The 23,243-nt window shown below is 32.2% G+C and carries 32 protein-coding genes and 5 tRNA genes; 4 read left to right on the plus strand and 33 right to left on the minus strand.

Translation table 11 applies throughout. From position 1 onward, the window contains the following. Positions 1–30: 30 nt before the first annotated feature. The 16 genes from FBF21_RS08705 to recA all read right to left on the minus strand — a co-directional run bounded on the left by FBF21_RS08705 (position 31) and on the right by recA (position 7,495). Positions 31–168 (minus strand): hypothetical protein, encoded by a 138-nt coding sequence (locus FBF21_RS08705; RefSeq protein ID WP_002869697.1) that lies wholly within the window; start codon positions 166–168, stop codon positions 31–33. 10 nt (positions 169–178) lie between these two features. Further along, a complete protein-coding gene (locus FBF21_RS08710) occupies positions 179–547 on the minus strand; it encodes a hypothetical protein (RefSeq protein ID WP_002860113.1) in 369 nt (122 codons plus the stop codon). Further along, positions 544–771, minus strand: a complete 228-nt coding sequence (locus FBF21_RS08715) for a type II toxin-antitoxin system HicA family toxin (protein ID WP_002869696.1) — start codon at positions 769–771, stop codon at positions 544–546. The genes FBF21_RS08710 and FBF21_RS08715 overlap by 4 nt, the downstream gene beginning before the upstream one ends. 118 nt (positions 772–889) lie before the next feature. Next, on the minus strand, positions 890–1,330 hold the full coding sequence (locus FBF21_RS08720; RefSeq protein ID WP_002876071.1) for a hypothetical protein: 441 nt from the start codon (positions 1,328–1,330) through the stop codon (positions 890–892). After that, positions 1,318–1,530, minus strand: a complete 213-nt coding sequence (locus FBF21_RS09320) for a hypothetical protein (protein WP_002869694.1) — start codon at positions 1,528–1,530, stop codon at positions 1,318–1,320. Before FBF21_RS09320 ends, FBF21_RS08720 begins: the two co-directional genes overlap by 13 nt. Before the next feature lie 2 nt (positions 1,531–1,532). Continuing rightward, positions 1,533–2,672 carry a site-specific integrase gene (locus tag FBF21_RS08725; protein WP_002869693.1) on the minus strand — a complete coding sequence of 380 codons (1,140 nt, stop codon included), beginning with the start codon at positions 2,670–2,672 and terminating at the stop codon, positions 1,533–1,535. A gap of 297 nt (positions 2,673–2,969) precedes the next feature. After that, positions 2,970–3,054: transfer RNA gene (locus FBF21_RS08730), tRNA-Leu, on the minus strand. A 4-nt stretch (positions 3,055–3,058) separates the two neighbouring features. Next, positions 3,059–3,135 (minus strand) — tRNA-Arg (locus tag FBF21_RS08735). A 14-nt stretch (positions 3,136–3,149) separates the two neighbouring features. Then, a tRNA-Arg gene (locus tag FBF21_RS08740) sits at positions 3,150–3,226 on the minus strand. 3 nt (positions 3,227–3,229) lie between these two features. Continuing rightward, positions 3,230–3,306 (minus strand) — tRNA-His (locus tag FBF21_RS08745). A gap of 24 nt (positions 3,307–3,330) precedes the next feature. Further along, positions 3,331–3,408: transfer RNA gene (locus FBF21_RS08750), tRNA-Pro, on the minus strand. A gap of 42 nt (positions 3,409–3,450) precedes the next feature. Further along, on the minus strand, positions 3,451–4,299 hold the full coding sequence (locus FBF21_RS08755; protein WP_002869692.1) for a DNA ligase: 849 nt from the start codon (positions 4,297–4,299) through the stop codon (positions 3,451–3,453). Further along, the gene (gene cgpA / locus FBF21_RS08760; RefSeq protein WP_002851387.1) at positions 4,299–4,961 is read right to left on the minus strand and encodes a glycoprotein CgpA; all 663 of its coding nucleotides are present in this window, start codon (positions 4,959–4,961) and stop codon (positions 4,299–4,301) included. Before cgpA ends, FBF21_RS08755 begins: the two co-directional genes overlap by 1 nt. Beyond that, positions 4,951–5,154 (minus strand): hypothetical protein, encoded by a 204-nt coding sequence (locus FBF21_RS08765; protein WP_002839177.1) that lies wholly within the window; start codon positions 5,152–5,154, stop codon positions 4,951–4,953. The genes cgpA and FBF21_RS08765 overlap by 11 nt, the downstream gene beginning before the upstream one ends. Positions 5,155–5,219: 65 nt before the next feature. Next, complete coding sequence (gene eno / locus FBF21_RS08770) at positions 5,220–6,464, minus strand: phosphopyruvate hydratase (RefSeq protein ID WP_002856489.1); 1,245 nt, start codon at positions 6,462–6,464, stop codon at positions 5,220–5,222. Continuing rightward, positions 6,464–7,495, minus strand: coding sequence for a recombinase RecA (recA, locus tag FBF21_RS08775; protein WP_002851424.1), 1,032 nt, complete (start codon positions 7,493–7,495; stop codon positions 6,464–6,466). The genes eno and recA overlap by 1 nt, the downstream gene beginning before the upstream one ends. Positions 7,496–7,601: 106 nt before the next feature. Here recA and FBF21_RS08780 point away from each other — a divergent pair, with 106 nt between their 5' ends. The 3 genes from FBF21_RS08780 to FBF21_RS08790 are packed head-to-tail and all read left to right on the plus strand — an operon-like array spanning position 7,602 to position 9,516. Continuing rightward, positions 7,602–8,462 carry a menaquinone biosynthesis family protein gene (locus FBF21_RS08780; RefSeq protein WP_002869691.1) on the plus strand — a complete coding sequence of 287 codons (861 nt, stop codon included), beginning with the start codon at positions 7,602–7,604 and terminating at the stop codon, positions 8,460–8,462. An 11-nt stretch (positions 8,463–8,473) separates the two neighbouring features. Beyond that, positions 8,474–8,743: a flagellar biosynthesis protein FliQ gene (fliQ, locus tag FBF21_RS08785; protein ID WP_002851290.1), complete on the plus strand. Its 270-nt coding sequence runs from the start codon at positions 8,474–8,476 to the stop codon at positions 8,741–8,743. Continuing rightward, entirely contained in the window at positions 8,740–9,516 is a 777-nt protein-coding gene (locus tag FBF21_RS08790; protein ID WP_002869690.1) for a UDP-N-acetylmuramate dehydrogenase, read from the plus strand. Before fliQ ends, FBF21_RS08790 begins: the two co-directional genes overlap by 4 nt. A 7-nt stretch (positions 9,517–9,523) precedes the next feature. Here FBF21_RS08790 and FBF21_RS08795 read toward each other — a convergent pair whose 3' ends face one another. From FBF21_RS08795 to topA, 6 genes are all read right to left on the minus strand, one after another. Further along, positions 9,524–10,288: a hypothetical protein gene (locus tag FBF21_RS08795; protein WP_002860119.1), complete on the minus strand. Its 765-nt coding sequence runs from the start codon at positions 10,286–10,288 to the stop codon at positions 9,524–9,526. 39 nt (positions 10,289–10,327) lie between these two features. Then, the gene (locus FBF21_RS08800; RefSeq protein ID WP_002868269.1) at positions 10,328–11,092 is read right to left on the minus strand and encodes a 3'(2'),5'-bisphosphate nucleotidase CysQ; all 765 of its coding nucleotides are present in this window, start codon (positions 11,090–11,092) and stop codon (positions 10,328–10,330) included. Between the two features lie 79 nt (positions 11,093–11,171). Then, positions 11,172–12,440, minus strand: coding sequence for a citrate synthase (locus tag FBF21_RS08805; protein WP_002851494.1), 1,269 nt, complete (start codon positions 12,438–12,440; stop codon positions 11,172–11,174). Positions 12,441–12,554: 114 nt separating this feature from the next. Then, the gene (locus FBF21_RS08810; protein WP_002876072.1) at positions 12,555–13,730 is read right to left on the minus strand and encodes a cation:proton antiporter; all 1,176 of its coding nucleotides are present in this window, start codon (positions 13,728–13,730) and stop codon (positions 12,555–12,557) included. Further along, complete coding sequence (locus FBF21_RS08815) at positions 13,711–14,547, minus strand: biotin synthase (RefSeq protein WP_002873256.1); 837 nt, start codon at positions 14,545–14,547, stop codon at positions 13,711–13,713. The genes FBF21_RS08810 and FBF21_RS08815 overlap by 20 nt, the downstream gene beginning before the upstream one ends. Before the next feature lies 1 nt (position 14,548). Further along, positions 14,549–16,651 carry a type I DNA topoisomerase gene (gene topA, locus FBF21_RS08820; protein ID WP_002867521.1) on the minus strand — a complete coding sequence of 701 codons (2,103 nt, stop codon included), beginning with the start codon at positions 16,649–16,651 and terminating at the stop codon, positions 14,549–14,551. A gap of 194 nt (positions 16,652–16,845) precedes the next feature. On the opposite strand from topA, the gene FBF21_RS08825 reads away from it, so the two are divergent. Then, positions 16,846–18,117 (plus strand): MFS transporter, encoded by a 1,272-nt coding sequence (locus FBF21_RS08825; protein WP_002869686.1) that lies wholly within the window; start codon positions 16,846–16,848, stop codon positions 18,115–18,117. Positions 18,118–18,144: 27 nt separating this feature from the next. Here the strand turns inward: FBF21_RS08825 and secY are convergent, their stop codons facing one another. From secY to rpsQ, 11 genes are all read right to left on the minus strand, one after another. Next, complete coding sequence (secY, locus tag FBF21_RS08830; protein WP_002869685.1) at positions 18,145–19,410, minus strand: preprotein translocase subunit SecY; 1,266 nt, start codon at positions 19,408–19,410, stop codon at positions 18,145–18,147. Continuing rightward, the gene (rplO, locus tag FBF21_RS08835; RefSeq protein WP_002851292.1) at positions 19,410–19,802 is read right to left on the minus strand and encodes a 50S ribosomal protein L15; all 393 of its coding nucleotides are present in this window, start codon (positions 19,800–19,802) and stop codon (positions 19,410–19,412) included. The genes secY and rplO overlap by 1 nt, the downstream gene beginning before the upstream one ends. A gap of 4 nt (positions 19,803–19,806) precedes the next feature. Further along, on the minus strand, positions 19,807–20,250 hold the full coding sequence (gene rpsE / locus FBF21_RS08840; protein WP_002779428.1) for a 30S ribosomal protein S5: 444 nt from the start codon (positions 20,248–20,250) through the stop codon (positions 19,807–19,809). 11 nt (positions 20,251–20,261) lie between these two features. Continuing rightward, complete coding sequence (gene rplR / locus FBF21_RS08845) at positions 20,262–20,618, minus strand: 50S ribosomal protein L18 (protein ID WP_002869684.1); 357 nt, start codon at positions 20,616–20,618, stop codon at positions 20,262–20,264. Positions 20,619–20,627: 9 nt separating this feature from the next. After that, entirely contained in the window at positions 20,628–21,164 is a 537-nt protein-coding gene (gene rplF, locus FBF21_RS08850) for a 50S ribosomal protein L6 (RefSeq protein ID WP_002851302.1), read from the minus strand. Between the two features lie 78 nt (positions 21,165–21,242). Next, positions 21,243–21,638, minus strand: coding sequence for a 30S ribosomal protein S8 (gene rpsH, locus FBF21_RS08855; protein WP_002851353.1), 396 nt, complete (start codon positions 21,636–21,638; stop codon positions 21,243–21,245). Positions 21,639–21,647: 9 nt separating this feature from the next. Beyond that, entirely contained in the window at positions 21,648–21,833 is a 186-nt protein-coding gene (locus tag FBF21_RS08860) for a type Z 30S ribosomal protein S14 (RefSeq protein ID WP_002851478.1), read from the minus strand. A 1-nt stretch (position 21,834) separates the two neighbouring features. Further along, positions 21,835–22,380 (minus strand): 50S ribosomal protein L5, encoded by a 546-nt coding sequence (gene rplE / locus FBF21_RS08865; RefSeq protein WP_002851453.1) that lies wholly within the window; start codon positions 22,378–22,380, stop codon positions 21,835–21,837. Between the two features lie 3 nt (positions 22,381–22,383). Next, positions 22,384–22,617 (minus strand): 50S ribosomal protein L24, encoded by a 234-nt coding sequence (gene rplX, locus FBF21_RS08870; protein WP_002779437.1) that lies wholly within the window; start codon positions 22,615–22,617, stop codon positions 22,384–22,386. Continuing rightward, on the minus strand, positions 22,617–22,985 hold the full coding sequence (gene rplN / locus FBF21_RS08875; protein WP_002779438.1) for a 50S ribosomal protein L14: 369 nt from the start codon (positions 22,983–22,985) through the stop codon (positions 22,617–22,619). Before rplN ends, rplX begins: the two co-directional genes overlap by 1 nt. Beyond that, positions 22,985–23,236, minus strand: a complete 252-nt coding sequence (gene rpsQ / locus FBF21_RS08880; protein ID WP_002851549.1) for a 30S ribosomal protein S17 — start codon at positions 23,234–23,236, stop codon at positions 22,985–22,987. Before rpsQ ends, rplN begins: the two co-directional genes overlap by 1 nt. Between the last annotated feature and the right edge of the window lie 7 nt (positions 23,237–23,243).

The following is a 23,243-nucleotide window of genomic DNA, read 5'->3' on the forward strand; positions in this document are numbered from 1 at the left end:
TTTACTCTCTTTTTCCCATTTAACCACTTATTAAAATAAACTTAAATTAAAGCCATTAATAGTAAGTTTCTTTTCTTTTTTTAACTTTACTTTTGTATTTTCTATTTTTGCCATTGCTTTAATGACTTTTGCCAAATCATCGCTTACATTTTCTAAAATCAAGTTCATTTTTAACCCCTTAAAGTGTTTTAATATATGCTTTAGCCGATACCGCTAGAAATGCACTTCTTGATAAGCCCATTTTTTTAGAATAAAAATCTATCTCATCTACAAGACTATTTTTTAAGGTAATAGCTAGATTTTTACTTTTGTCTTTTTGTATGGGCTCTGGGATAAACTCATTTTTAGCCAAAGCTTCTTCTAAATAACAAGCAAAGGCATTTTTTAAATCTTCTATTGCTTCGTTTGGTGTTTTACCATCTCCTGCCATTAAGACAAGTTTATTAAGTTCTTTATCATCAAATTGTGCGAAATAATCGCCATCATCAAGTTTTACTAAATTAATCTTATAAGGCAAATTCAAATAATAATTTATATCTTTTTTCATTTTTCATCCTTTAAAAGTTTTAATATTTGCTTTACATAAAATTCTTTTATAGGTTTATGCAAAGGCACAATAATGCTTTTATTATCTTTTTTAAATTTATGATGACTTCCCCTAATGCTAACTAGTTTATAACCATACCAACTTAAAAGCTTTTCTATGTTAGCAAAACTTGCATTTTTGGGGTTATTTTCTAATTCTTTGATTAACTTTTCTTTGTTGTTCATATATGTATTATATATATAATTATCTTAAAATATTTTAAATGCATTCAAAGCCTTGCAAAGTATTTTATATTTTATTAAGTATTTGTATTTTATAATTCTTTTACATTCAAAGGGAGGCTCAACCCCTATTAAGATAATCTAACAAATCTTTATTTATTAAACAAATCAAATCATTTAAAAAGTTTTCTATCTTATCAGGCATTAAACCTATATTAGTCCCTTTTTCTTTTGTGCTTATGCGTGGATATAATTTATTATCATTTTCTCTAATTTTTAAAAGATTTTCAAAATGACAGGCTCTATTCCTTAAAGTATGTAGCAAGTTTAAAACTATATTAACTTTATCTATATTATCAAAGCCTTGTTTTGTATTTTCGTAAATAAAAAAGTTTCTATTACTACTGCTATACTTCCTAAAATCAAAAGCCCTTAAATCTAAAATCTTATTTTGCACCTTGTAAGATATGATTAATTTAGCCACTACACCTAAGCTAAGGCGTGATAAGATTTGATGAGGCTTTAAACTATCTTTATCTTTAAACTCATTTATTTTAGCCAATAAAAAGGATTATCGCTAATTTTTATCCATTCTTTGCAATTACTATTTAATTCATAATCTAGGGCATTTCTTAGATAAATTTCAAGTATTGCTATTTTAGGCATTATCTTAGATATTAATTTCAAGTTCTCAAAATGTTCGTTTATATCTTTATAATGCTCTAATCTTTGCTTTGAAAAGATAAATTCTAAACCTAACATTTTTAATCTTTTTCTTGTAGCTTTTTTAAAGCTTCATTAGCTCTTTGACTTGCTTTAAGTGTATCATTAGTCGCATAAATATTTATAGTACTTAAATCCCTATGCCCTAAAGCTCCACTAATAACTGCGGGATTAACTCCATTTTGCATTAAAAAACTAGCCTTTATGTGCCTTGAAAAATGGGGCGTCCATTCTTTTACTCCGCTAAGTTCTCTTATTTTGGCTTCTTGTCTTGCCAAATTTGATATTTTTTTACCGCTAACACTAGAAACAAAAACTAATCCTTTGTCTTGTTTAACCTCATCTTTTAAAGCCTTTAGTGCATTATAGCATTCATCATCTAAGGCGTGTTCTTGTGCTTCACCATTTTTTGTCTTTGGCAAAAATATAGTTTTTCTTTCTAAATCTACATTTTGCCAAAGCAAACTTAAAACCTCATCCCTACGCCTACCACTATGTATAAGCAAGAATAAAGCTTTATAAAGTAAATTATCTTTGTATAGCTCTAAAATAGCATTTAAAATAGCTTCATATTTACCTTTAGGATTAGTAACAAGCTTTTTATTTTGCACTCTATCAAGCTTTAAACCTAATGTAACATTTTCATTAATCCATTTATTTTTTACTGCATATCTAATCATAGGGCTTAGCACTTCTTTAATGGCTCGATTATATGTTTTTGGCTCTAGTCCTTTGTTTTTCATTCCATTATAAAATTCTTGTACCTTGTAAAGCGTAAGCTCATCTAAGTGTATATTTCCTAATGGCTCTAAGATATGATTATTAAAAATGCTTATTAGATTTCTTATGTGTCCTTTGTGTTGTTCGTTTAAATCTTTTATGTTGTAATTGGTTTTTATAAATATCTCAAAAATATTTTTTATCAAAATGCTAGAATTTAAAGCATATCCAACGCTAAAAAGCTTTTTAAACTCGTTTTCATATTCTTTAGCTCTTGCAAGTGCTATTCTTATATATTCGTTTTCATTCCACGCAGGGCGTAAAGGAATAGTAAAAGCGTGTTGCTTTTCTTTACCCCCATTTTGCATTCTAAATAAAAAGGAGTTAATTTTATCTTTGTGTCTTTTTAAATGTGTTCCTTTTCCTATGGGTATATTATAATCCTTCCTATCAATCGCCATTTTTAACCTTATTATTTTTGCTATATTATAGCGTATTTCAAAGCCTTATAAACTTAATAAAATTATCTTAGGTTACCTTTACTTTAGGGTTAGGACTTATTTTTACCTTTTTTACCGCTAAACTTAAATGGATGAAAAGGACTATTTTATAGCTATCCTTTCATCCGGTTACTATTAAAAGTTACCTGCTAAAAGGTTGCCTTTTTGAAATAATTCGAAATGATACAATGGGACTTCAAAGGCTTCAGCGTAATTTAAGCAAAATCTCTAAAAGTATGGTAAAATGGGGGTTTAGAGTGGTGCGGACGAAAGGACTTGAACCTTCACGCATTGCTGCACCAGATCCTAAGTCTGGCGTGTCTGCCAATTTCACCACATCCGCAAAGTGGTACGCCCAAGAGGATTCGAACCTCTGACCTACGGCTTAGAAGGCCGTTGCTCTATCCAGCTGAGCTATGAACGCATATAAAATCTTGGTGGTGCGCCCGATAGGAATCGAACCCATAACCTACAGATCCGAAGTCTGTTGCTCTATCCAGTTGAGCTACGAGCGCTAGTGGGGTGAGTGATGGGAATTGAACCCACGACCCTCAGGACCACAATCTGATGCTCTAACCGACTGAGCTACACTCACCATTTTGTATAAATTTATAAAAAATGGTCGGGGTGAAAGGATTCGAACCTTCGGCCCCTTGGTCCCAAACCAAGTGCGCTAACCAGACTGCGCTACACCCCGAATAAATAAAAGGAAATATTTTATCACAAAATAATTTTAAAGTCAAGGATTTTCATCTCTTATTCTTAAAAAAACCGGAAAGCGAGGTAAGGAATTTTTGGTCAATCCATTAAATTTATAAGTCACAATGCTACCAATTTTTGGAGGATTTTTTCTATCTTCATCTTTTAAACCACTGCCTATTTTAATGATTTGTCCATTAGGCATTTTACAAAGTAAGGCACCTACTTGATTTTCAAATTTACCCTTGCCCTTGCGAAATCCTACTAACTCACACTCTGCATCATCATAGGGTTTTAATTTCATAGCATTTTTACTTCTGCCTTTTTCATAAGGACTTAAATTTTTGCGTATGACAATACCTTCACCTTGATTTTTTATAATGCTTTCGTAAAATTGATTTAAATTATTTTGATTTTCAACTGGAATTTGAGGAATAATTTTTATATAGGCACTAGGATATTTTTGCAAATACTCTTCTAAAACAGCCAAACGATTTTTAAGAGTACAAGTAGAAATTTGAAATTCTTCGCAAGCATTTGGCACATCAAAAATATTATAAGTTACTTCCTTCCATAAGGTCAAATTACTATCGCCACTACGAATTAAAGCTGAAATTTCATCAAATTTATTTCTTGCTATCCAAAGCTCACCATCAATAGCAAAAGGAGGGAAATTTTTTGTAAAAAAGTCAGGAGTTTTTATTTTGTAATTTTGGCGAGTTTTTAGATATTTCCCATCCCAAATTCCACGCACTCCATCAAGTTTTTCGCTCATCAAATAAGCATTAAAATCTTTAGAGTTAAAATCTTGCTTATCGAATTTGCTAAGAAGTAAAATTTCATTAGCAAAAACTAAACAAGCACAACATATTAAAAAAACAAACCTCATCAAAGCAGATTAATCATATATCCAGTTGCATCTTTTTGAATATTATAATTATAAGTTCCATCAAGATATATTACAAGTCGATAATATCCTTTATGAGATCCAAAGTCTATGCGTTTAAAAATAGAATTGCTAAGGCGTATGTTTTTTGTAGGGCTAATCATTTTAGATCTAAAATCTATAACGATTTTACTTGGATTTCCTACTGAAAAATCTGTAATCATTTCATCACTAGTGTTAAGTTTTATTTTATTTTTATAAACCGCATAAGAAATAAAATCATAAATCTTTGCAACCTGTAAAGGTATTTCAACATTGGCTGTTGAGTTTGATTCTTGTTTGGAGCTATTTTTTTCAGGTATAGTAACTGAAACATCGAGTACTTTTGAAGGATCAGGACTTTTAAATCTTGATATAGTATAAGTATCGTGCCAATCAATACTTTTATTGACATCTAAATCGATCTTATCTTCACTTCCGTCTAAATTGATATAATTAAAAGTGATGCTTTTTAAAATTCTTGCACTAGAATTAAATTTAACTTCCTCTTTTTGAAATTCAGGTGGAGCAACCAAGGTTATATTTTGATCTGTCTTAAAAGGATTTTCATCAGCATATAAAAGAGAGGTAAAAATAAAAAATATTGCCAAAATTCTAGTTTTCATTTGGGTATAATCCTTTTAATTCAAAATAATCTTTTTGTGCTTTAGCATTTTGTTCTTTGAGCAAAATAATCTTTTTATTAAGCTCTTCTTTGGTATTTTCTAAGCTTAATAAAGTATCTAAAGAATACTGCCCAAAAAACATATTGCCAAAATAAATCGCTCCAATTACAACAAGAAAAGCCCAAAAAATCATTTTTATAACATGGGTATAAAAACTTTTTTTTCTTGTGCTTTCGTCGTATTCTTTAAGTAAATCGCTCAGAGCTTTTCTCCTAAGTATTCATCGCTTTCAAGTTCAATTTCAAGCAAGCGATTGTATTTTGCGGTTCTTTCACCTCTTGCTAGGGCTCCTGTTTTGATTTGTCCTGTATTTAAAGCCACAGCAAAATCCGCTATAAAAGCATCTTCACTTTCGCCGCTTCTATGACTCATCACACATTTATAGTTATTTCTTTGCGCTAAACGCACAGTTCTCATAGTTTGGGTAATAGTTCCGATTTGATTTGGTTTAATAAGCACAGCATTTGCCATTTTTTTGATGATGCCTTCTCTTAAAATATCTTCATTAGTTACAAACAAATCATCGCCTACAAGCTGAATTTTATTGCCCAATTTTTCAGTAAGCTTAATCCAACCTTCAAAGTCATTTTCAGCTAAGCCATCTTCGATACTGCAAATTGGATATTTTGCACAAAGTTCTACATAGCGTTCGATCAAATCCTCGCTTGAAAAAGCCTTGCCTTCCATGTGATATTTGCCATCTTTGAAAAATTCTGTACTTGCCACATCAAGAGCGATTTTTACACGATTTTCATAACCTGCTTTTTTGATACAAGTCATTAAAAGATCGATAGGTTCTGTGTTGTTAGCTAAATTTGGAGCAAAACCGCCTTCATCACCTAAAGCCGTAGAATGTCCAGAATTTGCGAGTTCTTTTTTTAATATCGCATAAATTTCACAAACTGAACGCAAAGCTTCTTTAAAGCTAGTAAAACCAAAAGGCATGATCATAAATTCTTGAAAATCTACATTGTTGTTTGCATGAGCACCGCCATTTATGATATTACACATTGGCACGGGTAAAATGCTCGCATTTGCACCACCTAAGTAGCGATATAAAGGCATTCCCAAAGCAGCTGCAGCCGCACGAGCTGTTGCCATAGATACGCCTAAAGTCGCATTTGCACCTAAATTTGAGTAATTATTTGTTCCATCAAGCTCACGCAAAGTATCATCAAGTTGAGTTTGATTAAAAGCATCTAGTCCTAAAATTTCATCTGCAATGGTCTCATTGACATTTGCAACAGCTTTTAAAACGCCTTTTCCGCCAAATCTTTCATCATTATCACGCAATTCTAAGGCTTCTTTTGAACCTGTACTTGCACCACTTGGAACTATGGCCGCACCTACACTTCCATCGCTTAGCGTAACTTCGGCTTTTACGGTTGGATTTCCTCTACTATCAAGAACTTCATAGGCTCTAACATCTTCAATTACTAACATTATTCTTCTCCTTCGTCATCTTCGCTACCGCTGATCATACCTTCTATTCCCATAGAATTTTGAATTGCTTTTGTGATTTCATCTGCAATTTCAGGGTTTTCTTTTAAGAAAGCTTTTGAATTTTCTCTACCTTGTCCAAGTTTTTTATCTTTATAAGAAAACCACGCACCACTTTTATCTACGATATCAAGTTTTACACCATAATCGATCAATTCACCTTCACGGCTTAAACCCTCTCCAAACATCACATCAAATTCAGCTTGTCTGAATGGAGGAGCAACTTTATTTTTAACTACTTTTACTTTAACGCGGTTTCCTATAGGTTCTTCGTTTTGTTTTAAGGTTGCTACTTTTCTAACATCTAAACGCACAGAAGCATAGAATTTTAATGCATTTCCACCTGTTGTAGTTTCAGGAGTACCATAACCCATAGCACCAATTTTCATACGAATTTGGTTGATGAAAATTACTGTGGTATTCATTTTATGAACTATACCTGTAAGTTTTCTTAGAGCTTGAGACATAAGTCTTGCTTGAAGTCCTACATGTTGATCGCCCATATCGCCTTCAATTTCTGCTTTTGGAGTAAGTGCTGCAACGCTATCTACTACGATAAGATCTACTGCGCCACTTCTTGCTATAGTTTCTACAATTTCTAAGGCTTGTTCTCCAAAATCAGGCTGAGAAACATACAAATCATCTGTATTTACACCCAAATTTTTAGCATATTTTACATCAAGCGCATGTTCTGCATCGATAAAAGCACAAACTCCACCTGCTTTTTGGCATTCTGCGATAATATGTAAAGTTAGAGTGGTTTTACCTGAACTTTCAGGTCCATAAATTTCTATAATTCTTCCTTTTGGAACACCGCCTATACCTAAAGCAAGATCAAGCCCAACTGAACCTGTGCCTATGCTATCGATTTGCTCGACTTCTTTATCCCCTAGTCTTAAAATAGTGCCTTTTCCAAAGGTTTTATCTAAACTTTTTAGGGCAGCGTCTAGAGATTTTCTTTTATTATCATCCATAACTTTCCTTAAAAATTCTAAATTTTTAGTTAGAATTCTAACAAAATAAAATTAAATAATGATTTATTTTGCTAGAATTAAAGCAAAGATTTACAAGGAAGCATAGATGAAAAAAATTACTATTGCACATTCTCCTGATGCTGATGATATTTTTATGTATATGGCAATTAAATTTGGGTGGATAGGGAATGATTTTGCTTATGAAAATACAGCTTTAGATATACAAACTTTAAATGAATTTGCCTTGAAAAATGAATTTGATGCTACGGCTATTTCTTTTGGGCTTTATCCTTTAATCGCTTCTGAGTATGCACTTTTACGCACAGCAGTGAGTTTTGGTGAAGGTTATGGGCCAAAACTCATCAAGAAAAAAGACACGCATTTAAAAAGAAATTTTAAAGTCGCTTTGAGTGGAGCAAATACCACCAATGCTTTGATTTTTCGCATGAAATATCCTGAAGCAAGAATTATTTATAAGAATTTTTTAGACATTGAAAATGCGGTTTTAAGTGGCGAAGTAGATGCGGGAGTTTTGATCCATGAAAGCATTTTAGATTTTGATCAAAGTCTTTACGTGGAAGCAGAACTTTGGGATATATGGCTTGAATTTGCTAAAGAAAATTTGCCTTTGCCTTTAGGTGGAATGGCTTTGCGTCGTTCTTTACCTTTAAGCGACGTGATTAAGATCGAAAGAGATTTAACCAATGCTGTAAAAATTGCCGATGCAAATCGTAAAATTTTAGCCCCTATGCTTATGGAAAGAAAACTTATCCGTGTTGATGAAGAAAAACTTGATACTTATCTTAATTTATATGCCAATAAAAACTCTATTAGCATGAATCAAACTCAACTTTTAGCTGTAGATACGCTTTTTAAATTAGGATATGATTATAAATTTTATGATAAAATCATACATGTAAATGATTATCTTATCCCTAGCGAATACGAAGAAGCTAGAAATTCTTAAAAAGGATAAAAATGGACGAAAGTACCTTAGTTGCTCTTGGAGTGCAAACCTTTAAAATCACACTTTTACTTTCCTTGCCTATGCTTTTAGCAGGACTTATTGCAGGGCTTGTGATCAGTATTTTTCAAGCAACTACACAGATTAATGAAATGACACTTTCTTTTGTTCCTAAAATCATCTTGGTTGTGGTTATTTTAATCTTTTTAATGCCTTGGATGACTACAACTATGATTGATTTTACTGAGAATATACTAAATCAAATTCCAACTTTTATCAAATGATCATTGATTTTAAAAAATACTCTTCTGTGCGTATAGGAAATGAATTTGAAGTTTTAGTTTTGGATCAAATTTATGATTTTGATGGTTTTTTAATAGGCGGCGCAAATAACCTTTTAGTTAGCCCAAAACCTAAAAATATAGGAATTTTAGGAGATAGTTTTGATTTTATACAAATTTTAGATCGGAATAAAGATTTTATACATCTTCGCATAGGCTGCAAAACAAAATCAAGCAAAATGTATCGCTTTGCCAAAGAAAACAATCTTAAGGGTTTTGAGTATTTAAGCAAAATTCCTGGTACACTTGGCGGGCTTTTGAAAATGAATGCAGGACTTAAAGGAGAGTGTATCAGTCAAAATTTAATCAAAATTGCTACTTCTCAAGGCGAAATTCTAAGAGCAAATATAAATTTTGATTATCGTTTTTGTCCTTTAAATACGCATTTTTTTTGGGCTGAATTTAAACTAAACTTTGGCTTTGATACCCTTAAAGATGAAGCTTTAAAAAATGCAAGAAGCAACCAACCTAGTGGAGCAAGCTTTGGCTCTATCTTTAAAAATCCGAAAAACGACTTTGCAGGACGTTTAATCGAAGCTGTAGGACTTAAAGGATTTAGCAAGGGAGATGCTATGTTAAGCGATAAACACGCAAATTTTTTAATTAATAAAAAAAATGCAAGTTTTGAAGATGCGTTTTTTCTTATCGAATTGGCTAGAAAAAAAGTCTTTGAAGAATTTGGCATAAACTTAGAAAATGAAGTGATTATTATCTAAAAATTTTTCAATATATCTTTAATTTTTTTATTTCATTATCTATAACACTAGCTAACATTTTTGGCATTTGATTTACAATATCTTGATAATTTTGTTTTGTATCTTGATCTTTTAATATCAAATTTAATTTTGCATTTTTTGCTGCAAGAATTTTTCCATTGCTTGTAGAAATAATTTTAAAATTAACACTAGCCACACCCTCTTTACTAGTTGTGATAAAATAATTTGTAATATTTACATAAAAATCTTGCAAATTTACCACCACAACATAATCTGTAAATTTGGCATACATTTTAGCCTTATCTTTTTCTTGTGTTAAAAAAGGACTTACATTTATAAGTTTTGCATCCTTAGGGCTAAAATATGACAAAGTTTTAGGACTTTGATAAATACCATTTGCAGCAGAATTAACCCAATCAAGCCTTAAACTTTGAATCAAATTTTTAGCAAATAATGTAGAAAATTCCTTATCACTCACCCTAAAACCATCTAAAAAATAACCAAAATTTTTCCTAGAAGTTAATACAATAGCAAAATCAATATCCTTATCTTTGGTGATTTGCGATTTTTTTTCAATTAAAGTAGAACTATCAAACAATGCTTTTTGTTGATTTAGATTTGGATTTGCAACATTTTGATTTAGATCTATTACTTCAAAACTATCTGCGCTTTTTTCAATTTTAATAACTTTTTTCTGAGAAAAATTATTCGCTAAAAGATTAGAACTTAAAACTAAACTTAAAAACAAAATGAAACAATACCTCATCTTCATCCTTATAAACTATTTAAATATAAAATTATACTCTTTATTTTATAAAAAATCTTGTAAAAAATTCCTAGATGAAACACAAATAAAAGGATTGGATTTATAACTTAAAGGGTTATATAAAATGTATTTTTTAGAAAAATCGCCCATAAATCCTCCATTTTGATTAATCAAAAAATCTCCTGCTACAATATCCCAAATATTAAGCTTTTCAAATCTTTTATAAACTCCTGCCCTAGCCTCTAAAATAGCACAAAATTTCAATCCAGAGCCTATATTAATAGCTTCTAATTGATGCTCTTTTGCAAAGTCTTCATCTTCTTTGCTAAGATGATTAACACTCAATAAGGCTTTATATTTATTTTTCTCGTATTCTTGCTGGTCAATTTGCAAAGGTTTATCGTTTTTATAAACCTTGGTTTTTGCATGAGCATAGAATATATCACCTTTTGATGGATTTTGTATGAGTGATAAAACAGGGCGATTGTCATGAACCAAACTTATCATAACGCAAAATTCATCACTGCCTTTTAAAAAACCACTTGTTCCATCAAGAGGATCGATAAGCCAAAAAGTTTTTAATTCTTCACACTCTTCTTTGCTGAGTAATTTTTCTTCTGATAGAATTTTAATATCCGTAGAACCCAAAATATCATTTAGAATTTTATTAGAAGCAAGATCTGCTGATGTAAGCGGGCTTTTATCTTCTTTTTCCCAAGTTTTGAAATTTTTTCTCTCTTCTAAAATAGCTTTAGAAGCTTGATTGCTAGCATTTATAGCAATTTCTAAAAATTTATCAAGATTAAGCATGATTATAAACTTTCTATAAGATTTTTTAAAATTATACAAGAAGATTTTGTGGAATTTTTAATTTCCACAAAAATTTTAATTAAATTTTACTAGTTTCACCCAAATAAAGTTGTCTTGGACGGACTATTTTAAGACTTTCTTGCTCTTTTTGTTCTATCCACTGAGCTATCCATCCTGGGGTGCGCCCTATAACAAATAAAGTAGCAAACATTTCATTTGGAATACCTAAGGCTTTTAAAATAAGTCCACTATGAAAATCAACATTCGGATATAACCCTCTTTGAACAAAATAATCATCGCTTAAAGCAATCTCTTCTATACGCGTTGCTACTTTAATAAGATTGGTATCAATACCCAACTCATCAATAAGTTGATCACGAAGCTTTTTCAGTACTTTTGCTCTAGGATCAAAATTTTTATAAACCCTATGCCCAAAGCCCATCAAGCGGAAAGGATCGTTTTTATCCTTAGCTCTTTTGATGAATTCATCTACCCTATCAACACTACCTATTTGCTCAAGCATTCTAATAACACCTTCATTAGCTCCACCATGTGCATGACCCCAAAGCGCACCAATACCTGCTGCTATACAGGCATAAGGATGAGCATGAGTTGAACCCACAGCACGAACTGTTGAAGTTGAAGCATTTTGCTCATGATCTGCATGAAGCATAAAAACTGTATCAAGTGCTTTTACTTCTATAGGTTTAAGCTCTACATGATCGTAAGGATAGGTTCTTAACATATATAAGAAATTTTCTGTAAAACCACGATCTAAATTTGGATAAGCCATAGGAAAGCCGTGTTTATATCTATAAGCGGTGGCCACTATAGTAGGGATTTTAGCTACTATTCTAGCTGCCATTTCCATATATTCTTCTTTTACATTCATGTTTAAATGATCAGGATAAAAAGCACTAAGCGATGAAACAGCACCTTGTAAAACTGCCATAGGATGAGCATTATCAGGGAAAGAATCAAAAAGACGGTGCATACCTTCATGGATAAAAGAACGTTTTTTCATTTCATAACGAAACGCTTCAAGACGCGTAGCATCAGGTAGTTCTTTATAAAGTAAAAGATGAACCACATCTAAATAAAGTTTGTTTTCAGCAAGCCACTCTATAGGATAGCCACGGTGCATTAAAATTCCATTTTCTCCATCAATATAAGTGATTTTTGATTTACAAGTAGCTGTAGAAGTCAAGCCCTCATCATAAGAAAACATTCCTGTTTGTTTATAAAAACTTGACATATCTACAACGCTTGGCCCAGTTGTACCGTCATATATAGGAAATTCATAGCTTTTTCCATTTCTATTATCGGTTATAGTAACGGAATTTGACATTTTCGCTCCTTTTATTGTTACTTTTATTAATTCTAACAAAAAAGGACGATTATGAGTTTTTTTATTATTAAATTTTTAAGATTTTGTTTGCTTTTTTGAGTAAAAAAGTAACTTTCATTTTTTAGAATTAGAAAGAAATTTAATCATACTCATAACAATAACAGCCTCAAATAACGCTGTTAAAATAAGCGCTGAATAAAGTTTCTCATCAATAACCTTGCCCGAATAACCCAGAGTAGCTGTTGCTATAAGCAAGGTTAAAGGCATAGAATGACTAAGACCAAATAAAATCATATTTTTAAAACCAATTCTTTTTAAAAAAACACTTGCACATAAAATTCTTAAACCCACCATAACAAACATAAGTAAAAATGCTTGTAAAACGATTTTATAATCTAAAATCATTTTAAGATCAAAGGTTGAACCTATATGGATAAAAAAAATAGGGATCAAAAACCCATGTCCAAAAGTAGAAAGCTTATGCTCAAGATCTTTTTTATGATCAAAAAAAGTAGCTATAAATGAGCCTGCTATAAAAGAACCAAGAACGATTTCAAGTTTTGTAATAACCATAGCAACAATGATCAGTATAAAAATGGCCATACAAAATCTTATATCTTTTTCATTTTTATCCTCCCATGGCATAAGCACAACTTTAAGCTGAGGATACCACCAAAAAAGCACACCAAGCATTTTAAATCCGAGCAAACAAAGTCCCAAAAAGATATTAAGATATAAAATACTTTGCGCTACATCAATAATACCTGTTCCTTCGCGCAAAAAAGCTCCCGCTATAGTCAAAAGCACAATAGAAATCACCTCAGCTAAAGTAGCCACTATCATAGCAATATTTAGCCAATAACACTCTTTTCCAAAATCCTTAAAAAGCAAAGATAAAAGCCCTACACTCATCACAGGTATAATGATAACAAATACTAAAGAAAGTCCAAAAATCCATACTATAAGAGAAGATAAAGCGTAAAGTAAAAAAATATAAAAAAAACTTTTTTTGGCGACTTCTTTATCCATATTAAAAAAGGCTCTTAAATTTACTTCCATACCTGCTATAAACATTAGATAATAAAAACCTACATTTGCTAAAAGTGCAAAATTTTCACTTTTTCCTATGAAACCAAAATATGCTATTATTGCCCCTAAAATAATTTCAGTAGCTGAAAGAGGCAAGCGTAAAATTTTTGCAATATGCGGAGAAAAAAGTAAGCATAAAGCTATAACAATAAGAATTTTTAGATCAATTAAACCTTGTGGATCAATGACACTCTGATGCAAAAGTAAATCCCATTTCTTTTAATTTTATTATATCTTGACTTGGTTCTTCACCTTTAGTGGTTAAATAATCCCCTATAACAATAGCCCCAGCACCTGCTTGAAAAATTTCATACTGCCTTTCTCGCAACACCACTTCACGCCCACCTGCTACCATTACCACGCTTTGCGGTAAAGCCTCTTTGGTATCACGAACAATTTTTAAGGCTTCATCAGCATTAAGTCTTGGAACTTGTAGTTTTAAATTTTCATTTGCTATAAAAAAATTAATAGGCGTTGAAAAAGGCTGTAATTCTTGCAAAGATTTTCTAAAACTTAGTCTATCTTCTTCACTCTCACCCATACCATAAATTCCACCACAACAAAGCATAAGTCCTGCTTCTTTAGCGTTTAAATTGGTTTGAAATCTACTTTCCCAAGTATGAGTGGTGCAAATTTGTGGAAAAAATTCCTTAGAACTTTCAAGATTGTGATTATAAGAAAAAATTCCTGCTTTTTTAAGTTCTTTGAGTTGTTCCACGCTTGCCATACCATTACAGGCAATTAAAAGCAAATTAGGCACTTCTTTTTGCACAGCCTTAGCAGCCTCACAAACATACTCAAGCTTTTCATCATCAAGCCCAAGTCCTGCTGTAACCAAACAAAAACCCAAGGCTTCATTTTTCTTTGCCATTTTCGCTTCTAAAACGATTTGTGAAAGTTCTTTACGACGATATTTTTGAATATCTGTTTTTACATGGGCACTTTGGGTGCAGTATTTACAGTCTTCTGAACAATTTCCACTCGCTATATTTGAAATAGCACAAAGCATGATTTGCATTCTAATCCTTCATTTCTTTTTTGATTTTGCACTTTAAGCATTCTAAGAATGTACCTTTTTTAAGCTCTTTTATCACTAAAGTTTCGCCACACTCTTCGCATTTTTCTTCACTTGGTTTGTATTTGCTTATAAAATTGCATTTTGGATAAGCACTACAACCATAAAATTTACCGCGTTTTGAAAAGCGTTCTACGATTTCACCTTTTTGACAACTTGGACAAGTAATGCCTGTACCATTAGCTTTAGCTTTTGCGGCTGTATTTTCGCTTTCGTTTTTGCTTTCACTTTTTAAATTTCTTGAATACTTGCATTTTGGGAAATTTAAACACGCTACAAATTCTCCAAAACGCCCTTTTCTAATAGCAAGCTCTCCGCCACAATCAGGACAACTTTCGCCTAGTTTTGTGACAGTTTTTTGACTAGCTATTTTTGTTTTTCCTTCTTCGATTTTTCTCATAAAAGGATAGTAAAATTCTTTTAAAGTTTCTTGCCAATCTGCCTTATCTTCTGCGATTTCATCTAGGGTATTTTCAAGGTTTGAAGTAAATTTACTATCTACTATATCGCTAAAATTTTTCTCAAGCACTTCGGTTACATTAAAAGCAACATCGCTAGGAATGAGTTGTTTTTTATCTATTGTTACATAATCACGGCTTGTAAGTATAGAAATGGTTGGTGCATAAGTAGAAGGGCGACCTATGCCTAAACTTTCAAGTTTTTTTACAAGTCCTGCTTCTGAATACCTTGAAGGTGGTTCGGTAAAATGTGAGTTCATTTCTAAATTTTGCACTTTTAAATTTTGGCCTATTTTAAAATTTGGCAAAATTTTATCCTTATCCATATCACCATAAACTTTATAATATCCATCAAAAAGGATTTTTCTACCGCTTATTTTAAAAACTGCTCTATCATTTTTTACAAATACATTTTGAGTTTGAGAGATAGCAGGACTCATCTGACAGGCTAAAAAGCGATTGTAAATAAGTGTGTAAAGTTTTAACTCATCTTTGTCTAAAAATTTAGCCGCAATTTCTGGAGTAAAACTTAAATTTGTAGGGCGTATAGCTTCATGAGCTTCTTGAGCGCCTTTAGTCTTTGTAGTATATACATTTGCTTTGCTTGGAAGATAGTCTTTGCCAAAATTTGCTTGTATGAATTTTCTTGCATTTTCTACTGCTTCTTTGGCTAAATTTAAACTATCGGTTCTCATATAAGTAATAACCCCCATCACGCCTTCATGGGTATTTACTCCTTCATAGAGCTTTTGAGCTATCATCATGGTTTTTTTAGGGTTAAAACCAAGGCGATTGCTGGCACTTTGTTGTAAAGTTGAAGTCATAAAAGGAGGCGGCGGAGCGATTTTTCTTTCTTTGCTTTCAATGTCACTTATACTATAAACTTCATTTTTACAAGCTTCTAGTATAAGTTTAGCACGATCTTTGTTGGTAATGGTAAGTTTTTCTATCTTGGCTTTATCAAACTCAACTAGTTCTGCATCTAAATCTTTTTGAAAAATCATATCAATACTAAAGTATTCTAGGGGTACAAAGGCACGAATTTCTTTTTCACGATCGACTATGATCTTTAAAGCCGCACTTTGAACACGCCCAGCACTAAGTCCTCTTTGAATTTTTTGTCCTAATAAAGGGCTGAGCTTATACCCTACAATGCGATCTAAAAGACGTCTGGTTTGCTGAGCATTTACAGAGTGCATGTTTAATTTTCTTGGATTTTTTAAAGCATTTTCTATAGCGCTTTTAGTGATTTCATGAAAAACAATGCGTGGTAAGGTGTTTTCATCTTTTCCTATAGCTTTTGCAATATGATAGGCTATAGCCTCTCCTTCCCTATCTTCATCCGTTGCAAGATAGACTTCTTTGGCATCTTTGGCTTTGCTTTTAAGTTCTTTAACTAAGGCGCTATGATCACTTGTGATTCTATACTCAGGGATAAATTCATCATCTTCTATTTTAATCCCAAAGCTTGATTTAGGCAAATCTCTAATATGTCCTTTAGAAGCGATAACTTCATAATCTTTTCCCAAAAAATTTCCTATGGTTTTAGCTTTTGCAGGAGATTCTACTATGATTAAATTTTTCTTCATTTTGCACCCTTGTTAAATAAAAAGCTGAATTTAGCTAAAAATATTTAAAATTCTACTTATAAAATATATTTTAATCAAGCTAAAATATTTTAAAAACAAAACTATCATAACAAAATAAATAAAATATAATTTTAAGTAATTTTAAATACAAACCATAATTTTTGGAGTATAATAAAATAAAAAAGGTAAAAATTATGAATGACAAAACTTATAAATTTCATCCAAATGACACAAAAATGGATAAAAAAATAATTCAAATTACTGAAAAGTCCGGATTTAAAGCAGCTGTGTTTTCTATGGCTGCTATGACTATGCTAGGAAGCGTGGTCATTTCATCTGCTCTGCCTGCTATCAACAGACATTTTGAAGAACTTTTAACCCAAAGTGGCGCTACTCTTGCTTCAAGTTTCACATTAGCTCATCTTGATATACTTGTTCGCTTAGTTTTAACCATCCCTGCTATTTTTGTTGTCATTTTATCTCCATTTGCTGGTATTTTAATGGATAAATTTGGCAAATTAAAATTCATTCTTCCAGCTATGGTGGTTTGGACTATTTCTGGGATAAGTGGCTTTTTCTTAAATGATATTTATGCTATACTGACTTCAAGAGCTATTTTTGGTATGGCAACTGCTTTTATAATGACAGGCGCTTCGGCTTTGCTTGGGGATTATTATAGTCGTGGTGGCTTTAATCGCAGAGAAAATGCTTTAAGCCTTCAAGGATTTTTTTGTGCGATAGGGGGTGCTGTTTTTATTTCTATTGCGGGATTTGTTTCAAGTTATTCTTGGCGTTATCCTTTTTTGGTATATGGACTTGGAATTTTAATTACCTTAATGGCTATCATTTATCTTTTTGAACCTAGAAAATTTAAATTCTATAATCATACAAAAATAGAAACAAAAACAAATTATTGGCAATTTTTCCCTATCTATTTTATAGGTTTTTTTATCATGGTAGTTTATTATATTTCGCCAACTCAACTTCCTTACTATATAGAAGAACATTTGGGATTGGATCCTAAATATATAGGTATTTCGATGTCTGTATCTGCACTATGTTATGGTTTTTTCTCTCTAAGCTATAGATATATTATAAAATTCTTAAGTATTAAAACTATCTATGTTTTAACTCTTTTTATCGTATCTTGTTCTTTTTTGCTGCTTTTTTTAGTAGATAGCTTTTTCACAGTTTTAATCGCCTTAGCTTTGCTTGGAATGGGTGGAGGTATTATGCTTGTAAATAATACGGCTTATCTTTTTTCAATCTGTCCTGAAAATGCTCGCTCTAGGGCTTATGGAATTTTAGCAAGTTGTATATTTTTAGGACAATTTTTAAGTCCTATTATCTCTCAACCTATCGTTAGACAAATGGGTCTTGTAGATGCTTTTTTAACATGGTCAATAGTAATTTTTATAGTGTGCATTGTGTTTTTATTTTTAAAGCAAAAACCTAGAATAAATTAGCAAGAAAAATCTTGCTAATTTTATTTATTACAAACCTACCGCACTTAAAGTTTGGTATTTACTCATATAAATTTGAGCTTCAATTTTTCTCATCGTATCAAGTGCTACTTGAACTACAATAAGTACAGAAGTGCCGCCAAAATGAAAAGGCACACCCATAAATTTCACCAAAACCCAAGGTAAGGTTGCAACAAGCCCTAAATAAATAGAACCTGATAAAGTTAAACGAGAAGCCACTTCGTTAAGATAACTTGAAGTTCCTTCACCTGGACGAATTCCAGGGATAAAACCGCCTTGTTTTTTCAAATTTTCTGCTATGTCTTTAGCGTTAAATACGATAGAAGCATAAAAATAAGCAAAGAAAATTACAAACAAGAAAGTTAGAACATGAAACAAATAACTATTTGGATTTAAAAAGTCATTAATGGCTTGTAGATAAGGATTTGTACTAGTTTGTAAAATTGTTGTTGGAAACATCAAAATCGCACTAGCAAAAATCGGTGGAATAACCCCACTAAGATTGAGTTTAATAGGAATATAATTCATAATGCGTTTGTTTTGATTTTGCATTACAACTTTACGAGAATAAGAAATAGGAATTCTTCTTTCTCCAAGTTCTATATAAATAATCACCCCTATGGTGATTAAAATCAAAGCAAAAATTGCAAAAGCGGTTAAGAAATTCATCTCGCCTGAATTGATTTGTCCTACAGTTCCTGAAATCGCTCTTGGAATACCTGAAACAATACCTGCAAAAATGATTAAAGAAATACCATTTCCTATACCTCTTTGTGTGATTTGTTCGCCAAGCCACATTAAAAGCATAGTTCCAGCAAGCATAGAAATAGCACAAAGTGCGATAAACATATTTAAATCTTCTACCATTATAGCCCCTGCACCACCACGACCGTGCAAGCTTTGCAAACCTATAGCAACGCCTATACTTTGAACCAAAGTAATCACAATAGTCGCATAACGGATAATTTGCATATATTTTTGCATACTATCACGCTCTTTTTTCATCTTACCAATATTTGGAAAAGTTGCTGCAAGAAGCTCCATAATAATAGAAGCAGTAATATAAGGCATAATACCTAAAGAAATGATAGAAAAGCGTTCAGCTGCTCCACCACTAAAAACATTAAATAAACCCAAAGCATTGTTTTGATTGTTATTAAAAAATTCCGCAATCACATCAGCATTGACGCCAGGAACTGGCACATAAGCCAGAACCCTATAAGCAAATAAAAATGCTAAGGTGATTAAAATCTTATTCGTCAATGCTCTATTCATTATTTTGATCCGGTGACGCTAATATTCTCGTCTTTGATTTTTGATACTAAGTCTTTTGCACTTGCACCAATTAATTTGATTTTATTCACAGATTTTGAAATTTTGTGAACACTTTTAATGCTCTCAAATGTAATTTCACTAAGCTCTTTTACAGCTGTGATTTTTTCAACATTGATCACATAAGGTTTTTGAATTTTAGAAGTAAAACCTACTTTTGGTAGTCTTCTTTGAAGTGGTTGTTGACCCCCTTCAAAACCTCTTTTTTCATTATAACCTTTTCTAGCAGTTTGACCTTTACCCCCTTTAGTAGCAGTCTTACCCATGCCAGAACCTTGACCACGGCCAATTCTTTTAGTTTTATGCGTTGAACCCGCTGCTTTTGTTAAATTCATCTTCTTATCCTTTTAACATTGTTAAAGCTTTGATTGTAGCACGAACCACATTAGCTGAATTATTTGAACCCAAAGACTTGGTTAAGATGTCTTTAATACCTGCAAGTTCCACGATAGGGCGTGTAGAACCACCTGCGATAACTCCTGTACCTTCGCTAGCTGGTTTAAGTAAAATTCTACTTGCGTTGTATTTCACCTCTACATCGTGAGCGATAGTTGAGCCTTTAGTTTTAACTTCAACGATATTTTTAAACGCATCGTCAACAGCTTTACGGATGGCATCTGGAACTTCCTTAGCCTTACCATAACCAACACCTACCAAACCTTTGCGGTTTCCAACAATAACTAAAGCAGTAAATCTAAATCTTCTACCACCTTTAACAACCTTAGTAACTCTGCCGATATCGACGATTACTTCTTCAAATTCTTCTCTATTATATTTTTCCATCGATTTACCCCTTATAGCCTAATGCCATTTTCTCTTAAAGATTCAGCCAATGCTGCGATAACACCATGATATATATAACCATTTCTATCAAAAACAGCTTGTTCTATCTTTTTAGCTTTTAAAGTTTTAGCAAATTCAGCAGCGATTTTTTTAGCACCTTCTTTATTTGCTTTAACGCCAAGTTTGCGTCCATCAACTGCTGCTAAAGTTACAGCTTTTACATCATCAATCGCTTGGATATATAGAGTTCTGTTCGATTTAAATACAGAAATTCTTGGAAAATTTTCACAACCTGAAATTTTCGCTCTAATTCTTTTTTTTCTTTTGATTCTTAAAGTTAGTTTTCTTTTTAATACATTTGCTCTCATATTCTACCCTTACTTCTTAGATGTCTTACCAGCTTTGCGGATAATGCGTTCATCAGAATACTTAACGCCTTTTCCTTTATATGGCTCTGGTGGTCTAAATTCACGAATTTGAGCAGCAACTTGACCTACAACTTGTTTATCACTTCCTTTAACTGCAATAGTATTTTTATCCACTACAATTTCAATTCCTTCTGGAATATCATAATTAATAGGATGAGAAAAACCAAGGCTTAGTTCTAAAACTTTACCTTTTAAAGCTGCTTTATAACCAACTCCATTGATTTCAAGAGTTTTTGAAAAACCTTGAGTTAAACCTACAACGATATTGTAAGCTAAAGCTCTGTAAGTTCCCCAATAAGCTCTACTTTGTCTGTCTTCACCTTTTGGAGAAAAAAGAATATTATTATCTTTAATCTCAACATTTACATTTGCTTTAGTATCAAGTTCTTTTGCTAAATTTCCTTTTTTAAATTTAAGCAAATTTCCTTCTAATTTTACTTCTACTCCTGCTGGAATAGCAATCGGTTGTTTACCTATACGAGACATATTTTTCCTTTTTATTTGTCTAGGATATTTCTACTTTTTTAAAAGAATGGATACCCAATGCCATAAAAAGCAGATTTTTTACCAAATGGTACATAAAATTTCGCCGCCAACACCTGCTTTATAAGCTTCATCATTAGCTAAAACGCCATGACTTGTGCTAACTACGATAGTACCATAACCATTTTTAAAACGCTTGATTTCATCTTTACCTTTATAAACACGACGACCAGGCTTAGAAATTCTTTTAAGCTCATTGATAACACTCTTACCTTTTTCATCGTATTTTAAAACTACATTGATAAATTTCTTTTTATCTTCTTCAATAACATTAAAACTCTCAATATAGCCCTTAGCTTGAAAAATTCCAACTAAAGCTTCTACAACTTTAGAATGTAAAAGCTTGGTTGTTTCAAGCTTTCTCATTCCTGCATTTCTGATACGAGTGAGTGAATCTGAAATAATATCATTTATCATATTTTATCCTTACCAACTTGCTTTCTTAAGACCTGGAATCAAACCTTCGTTGCCCATTTTTCTTAAGCAAACTCTGCAAATTCCAAAATCTCTATAAACCGAATGCGGACGTCCACAAATTTGGCATCTTGTATAAGCTCTAACTTTAAATTTAGGCTTGCGTGCCGCTTTTGCAATCATTGATTTTTTAGCCATCTTACTTTCCTTTTGTAAATGGCACACCGATAAGTTCTAATAACTTTTGTGCCTGTTTGTCATTTTGTGCTGTTGTAACTATAGAAATGTTCATACCATGAGTTCTTAAAATTTTATCATACTCCACTTCTGGGAACATCAACTGCTCATCAAGACCGAAGTTATAGTTTCCGCGTCCATCAAAACCATCTCTACTTAAACCTCTAAAGTCTTTCACCCTTGGCAAAGCAATGGAAATTAATTTATCAAGAAAAGCATACATATTTTCTTTTCTTAAAGTTACCATTACACCCACAGGAAAACCTTCGCGAACTTTAAATCCTGCAACTGATTTTTTAGCTTTAGTAATCACAGCCTTTTGTCCTGCAATTAAAGAAATAGTATCTGCAACATTTTGCAATACTTTTTGATCTTTAGCCAACTCACCAGCACCTACGCTGATAACTACTTTTTCGATCACAGGGATAAGCATAGGATTTTTAATATCAAATTCTTTAACCAATGCAGGTTTAATGCTTTGATTATATTTTTCTTTTAATCTCATCATCGCTTACTCCTGAACTTTTGCCACATTGGAAATATCCATTGGCATTTCTTTATTGATAAAACCACCATTTGGGTTTTTCTCACTCGGCTTAATAGCTTTTTTAGCGATTTTACATCCTTCAACTACCACTTTAAGTGTTTTTGGATATACCGCTAAAACTTTACCTGTTTTACCTTTATCATCACCTGTGATAACCTTAACGCTATCACCTTTTTTGATTTTTAATTTAACCGCCATTATAATACCTCCGGTGCTAGTGAAACGATTTTCATAAAGCCACCATATCTAACTTCTCTGCCCACTGGCCCAAAGATACGAGTTCCGATAGGCTCTCTTTTGTTGTCAAGAATAACCGCAGCATTTTCATCAAAACGAATCAAAGAACCATTATCTCTATGAATTTCTTTTTTAGTTCTAACGATAACCGCTTTTACCACTTGACCTTTTTTAACTTTTCCATTTGGTAAAGCTTTTTTAACAGATGCAACGATTACATCACCTACGGTAGCGTATCTTCTTTTGCTACCCCCTAAAACCTTGATACACATTAATTCTTTTGCACCGCTATTATCAGCAACTGCAAGTCTTGTAAAACTTTGAATCATTACTCAACTCCTGTAGCTAATACAGATTTTAAGCGAAATGATTTTCTTTTTGAAAGTGGTCTGCATTCTACTGCAACAACAGTATCACCCACTTTAACTTCATTTCTCTCATCATGAATTAGATATTTTTTAAAGCGTTTAACAATTTTTCTATATCTTGGATGAACCACTTTTCTTTCAACCAAAACACTTGCGGTTTTTTCACCAGCGATTTTAACAACAACGCCTTGAATTTCTCTTTTAAATGCCATTTTCTAT

Source organism: Campylobacter sp. CFSAN093238 (assembly GCF_012898015.1).
In the GTDB taxonomy this organism is placed as follows: domain Bacteria; phylum Campylobacterota; class Campylobacteria; order Campylobacterales; family Campylobacteraceae; genus Campylobacter_D; species Campylobacter_D jejuni.

Excerpts from the sequence above, each read along its gene's own strand:
- FBF21_RS09320 (WP_002869694.1), bottom strand. The coding sequence starts at position 1,530 with ATGTTAGGTTTAGAATTTATCTTTTCAAAGCAAAGATTAGAGCATTAT.
- FBF21_RS08795 (WP_002860119.1), bottom strand. The coding sequence starts at position 10,288 with ATGAAGATGAGGTATTGTTTCATTTTGTTTTTAAGTTTAGTTTTAAGT.
- FBF21_RS08805 (WP_002851494.1), bottom strand. The coding sequence starts at position 12,440 with ATGTCAAATTCCGTTACTATAACCGATAATAGAAATGGAAAAAGCTAT.
- rpsQ (WP_002851549.1), bottom strand. The coding sequence starts at position 23,236 with ATGGCATTTAAAAGAGAAATTCAAGGCGTTGTTGTTAAAATCGCTGGT.
- fliQ (WP_002851290.1), top strand. The coding sequence starts at position 8,474 with ATGGACGAAAGTACCTTAGTTGCTCTTGGAGTGCAAACCTTTAAAATC.
- rplX (WP_002779437.1), bottom strand. The coding sequence starts at position 22,617 with ATGGCGGTTAAATTAAAAATCAAAAAAGGTGATAGCGTTAAGGTTATC.
- FBF21_RS08755 (WP_002869692.1), bottom strand. The coding sequence starts at position 4,299 with ATGAGGTTTGTTTTTTTAATATGTTGTGCTTGTTTAGTTTTTGCTAAT.
- rplF (WP_002851302.1), bottom strand. The coding sequence starts at position 21,164 with ATGTCTCGTATAGGTAAACAACCGATTGCTATTCCAGCAGGAGTAGAA.
- FBF21_RS08705 (WP_002869697.1), bottom strand. The coding sequence starts at position 168 with ATGAACTTGATTTTAGAAAATGTAAGCGATGATTTGGCAAAAGTCATT.
- rpsH (WP_002851353.1), bottom strand. The coding sequence starts at position 21,638 with ATGATAAATGATATTATTTCAGATTCACTCACTCGTATCAGAAATGCA.
- FBF21_RS08765 (WP_002839177.1), bottom strand. The coding sequence starts at position 5,154 with ATGATTTTTTGGGCTTTTCTTGTTGTAATTGGAGCGATTTATTTTGGC.
- FBF21_RS08780 (WP_002869691.1), top strand. The coding sequence starts at position 7,602 with ATGAAAAAAATTACTATTGCACATTCTCCTGATGCTGATGATATTTTT.
- eno (WP_002856489.1), bottom strand. The coding sequence starts at position 6,464 with ATGTTAGTAATTGAAGATGTTAGAGCCTATGAAGTTCTTGATAGTAGA.
- FBF21_RS08860 (WP_002851478.1), bottom strand. The coding sequence starts at position 21,833 with ATGGCTAAAAAATCAATGATTGCAAAAGCGGCACGCAAGCCTAAATTT.
- FBF21_RS08725 (WP_002869693.1), bottom strand. The coding sequence starts at position 2,672 with ATGGCGATTGATAGGAAGGATTATAATATACCCATAGGAAAAGGAACA.
- FBF21_RS08710 (WP_002860113.1), bottom strand. The coding sequence starts at position 547 with ATGAAAAAAGATATAAATTATTATTTGAATTTGCCTTATAAGATTAAT.
- rplR (WP_002869684.1), bottom strand. The coding sequence starts at position 20,618 with ATGAGAGCAAATGTATTAAAAAGAAAACTAACTTTAAGAATCAAAAGA.
- rpsE (WP_002779428.1), bottom strand. The coding sequence starts at position 20,250 with ATGGAAAAATATAATAGAGAAGAATTTGAAGAAGTAATCGTCGATATC.
- FBF21_RS08790 (WP_002869690.1), top strand. The coding sequence starts at position 8,740 with ATGATCATTGATTTTAAAAAATACTCTTCTGTGCGTATAGGAAATGAA.
- recA (WP_002851424.1), bottom strand. The coding sequence starts at position 7,495 with ATGGATGATAATAAAAGAAAATCTCTAGACGCTGCCCTAAAAAGTTTA.
- rplE (WP_002851453.1), bottom strand. The coding sequence starts at position 22,380 with ATGATGAGATTAAAAGAAAAATATAATCAAAGCATTAAACCTGCATTG.
- FBF21_RS08825 (WP_002869686.1), top strand. The coding sequence starts at position 16,846 with ATGAATGACAAAACTTATAAATTTCATCCAAATGACACAAAAATGGAT.
- FBF21_RS08715 (WP_002869696.1), bottom strand. The coding sequence starts at position 771 with ATGAACAACAAAGAAAAGTTAATCAAAGAATTAGAAAATAACCCCAAA.
- rplN (WP_002779438.1), bottom strand. The coding sequence starts at position 22,985 with ATGATTCAAAGTTTTACAAGACTTGCAGTTGCTGATAATAGCGGTGCA.
- cgpA (WP_002851387.1), bottom strand. The coding sequence starts at position 4,961 with ATGAAAACTAGAATTTTGGCAATATTTTTTATTTTTACCTCTCTTTTA.
- topA (WP_002867521.1), bottom strand. The coding sequence starts at position 16,651 with ATGAAGAAAAATTTAATCATAGTAGAATCTCCTGCAAAAGCTAAAACC.
- FBF21_RS08815 (WP_002873256.1), bottom strand. The coding sequence starts at position 14,547 with ATGCAAATCATGCTTTGTGCTATTTCAAATATAGCGAGTGGAAATTGT.
- secY (WP_002869685.1), bottom strand. The coding sequence starts at position 19,410 with ATGAATAGAGCATTGACGAATAAGATTTTAATCACCTTAGCATTTTTA.
- FBF21_RS08800 (WP_002868269.1), bottom strand. The coding sequence starts at position 11,092 with ATGCTTAATCTTGATAAATTTTTAGAAATTGCTATAAATGCTAGCAAT.
- rplO (WP_002851292.1), bottom strand. The coding sequence starts at position 19,802 with ATGAATTTAACAAAAGCAGCGGGTTCAACGCATAAAACTAAAAGAATT.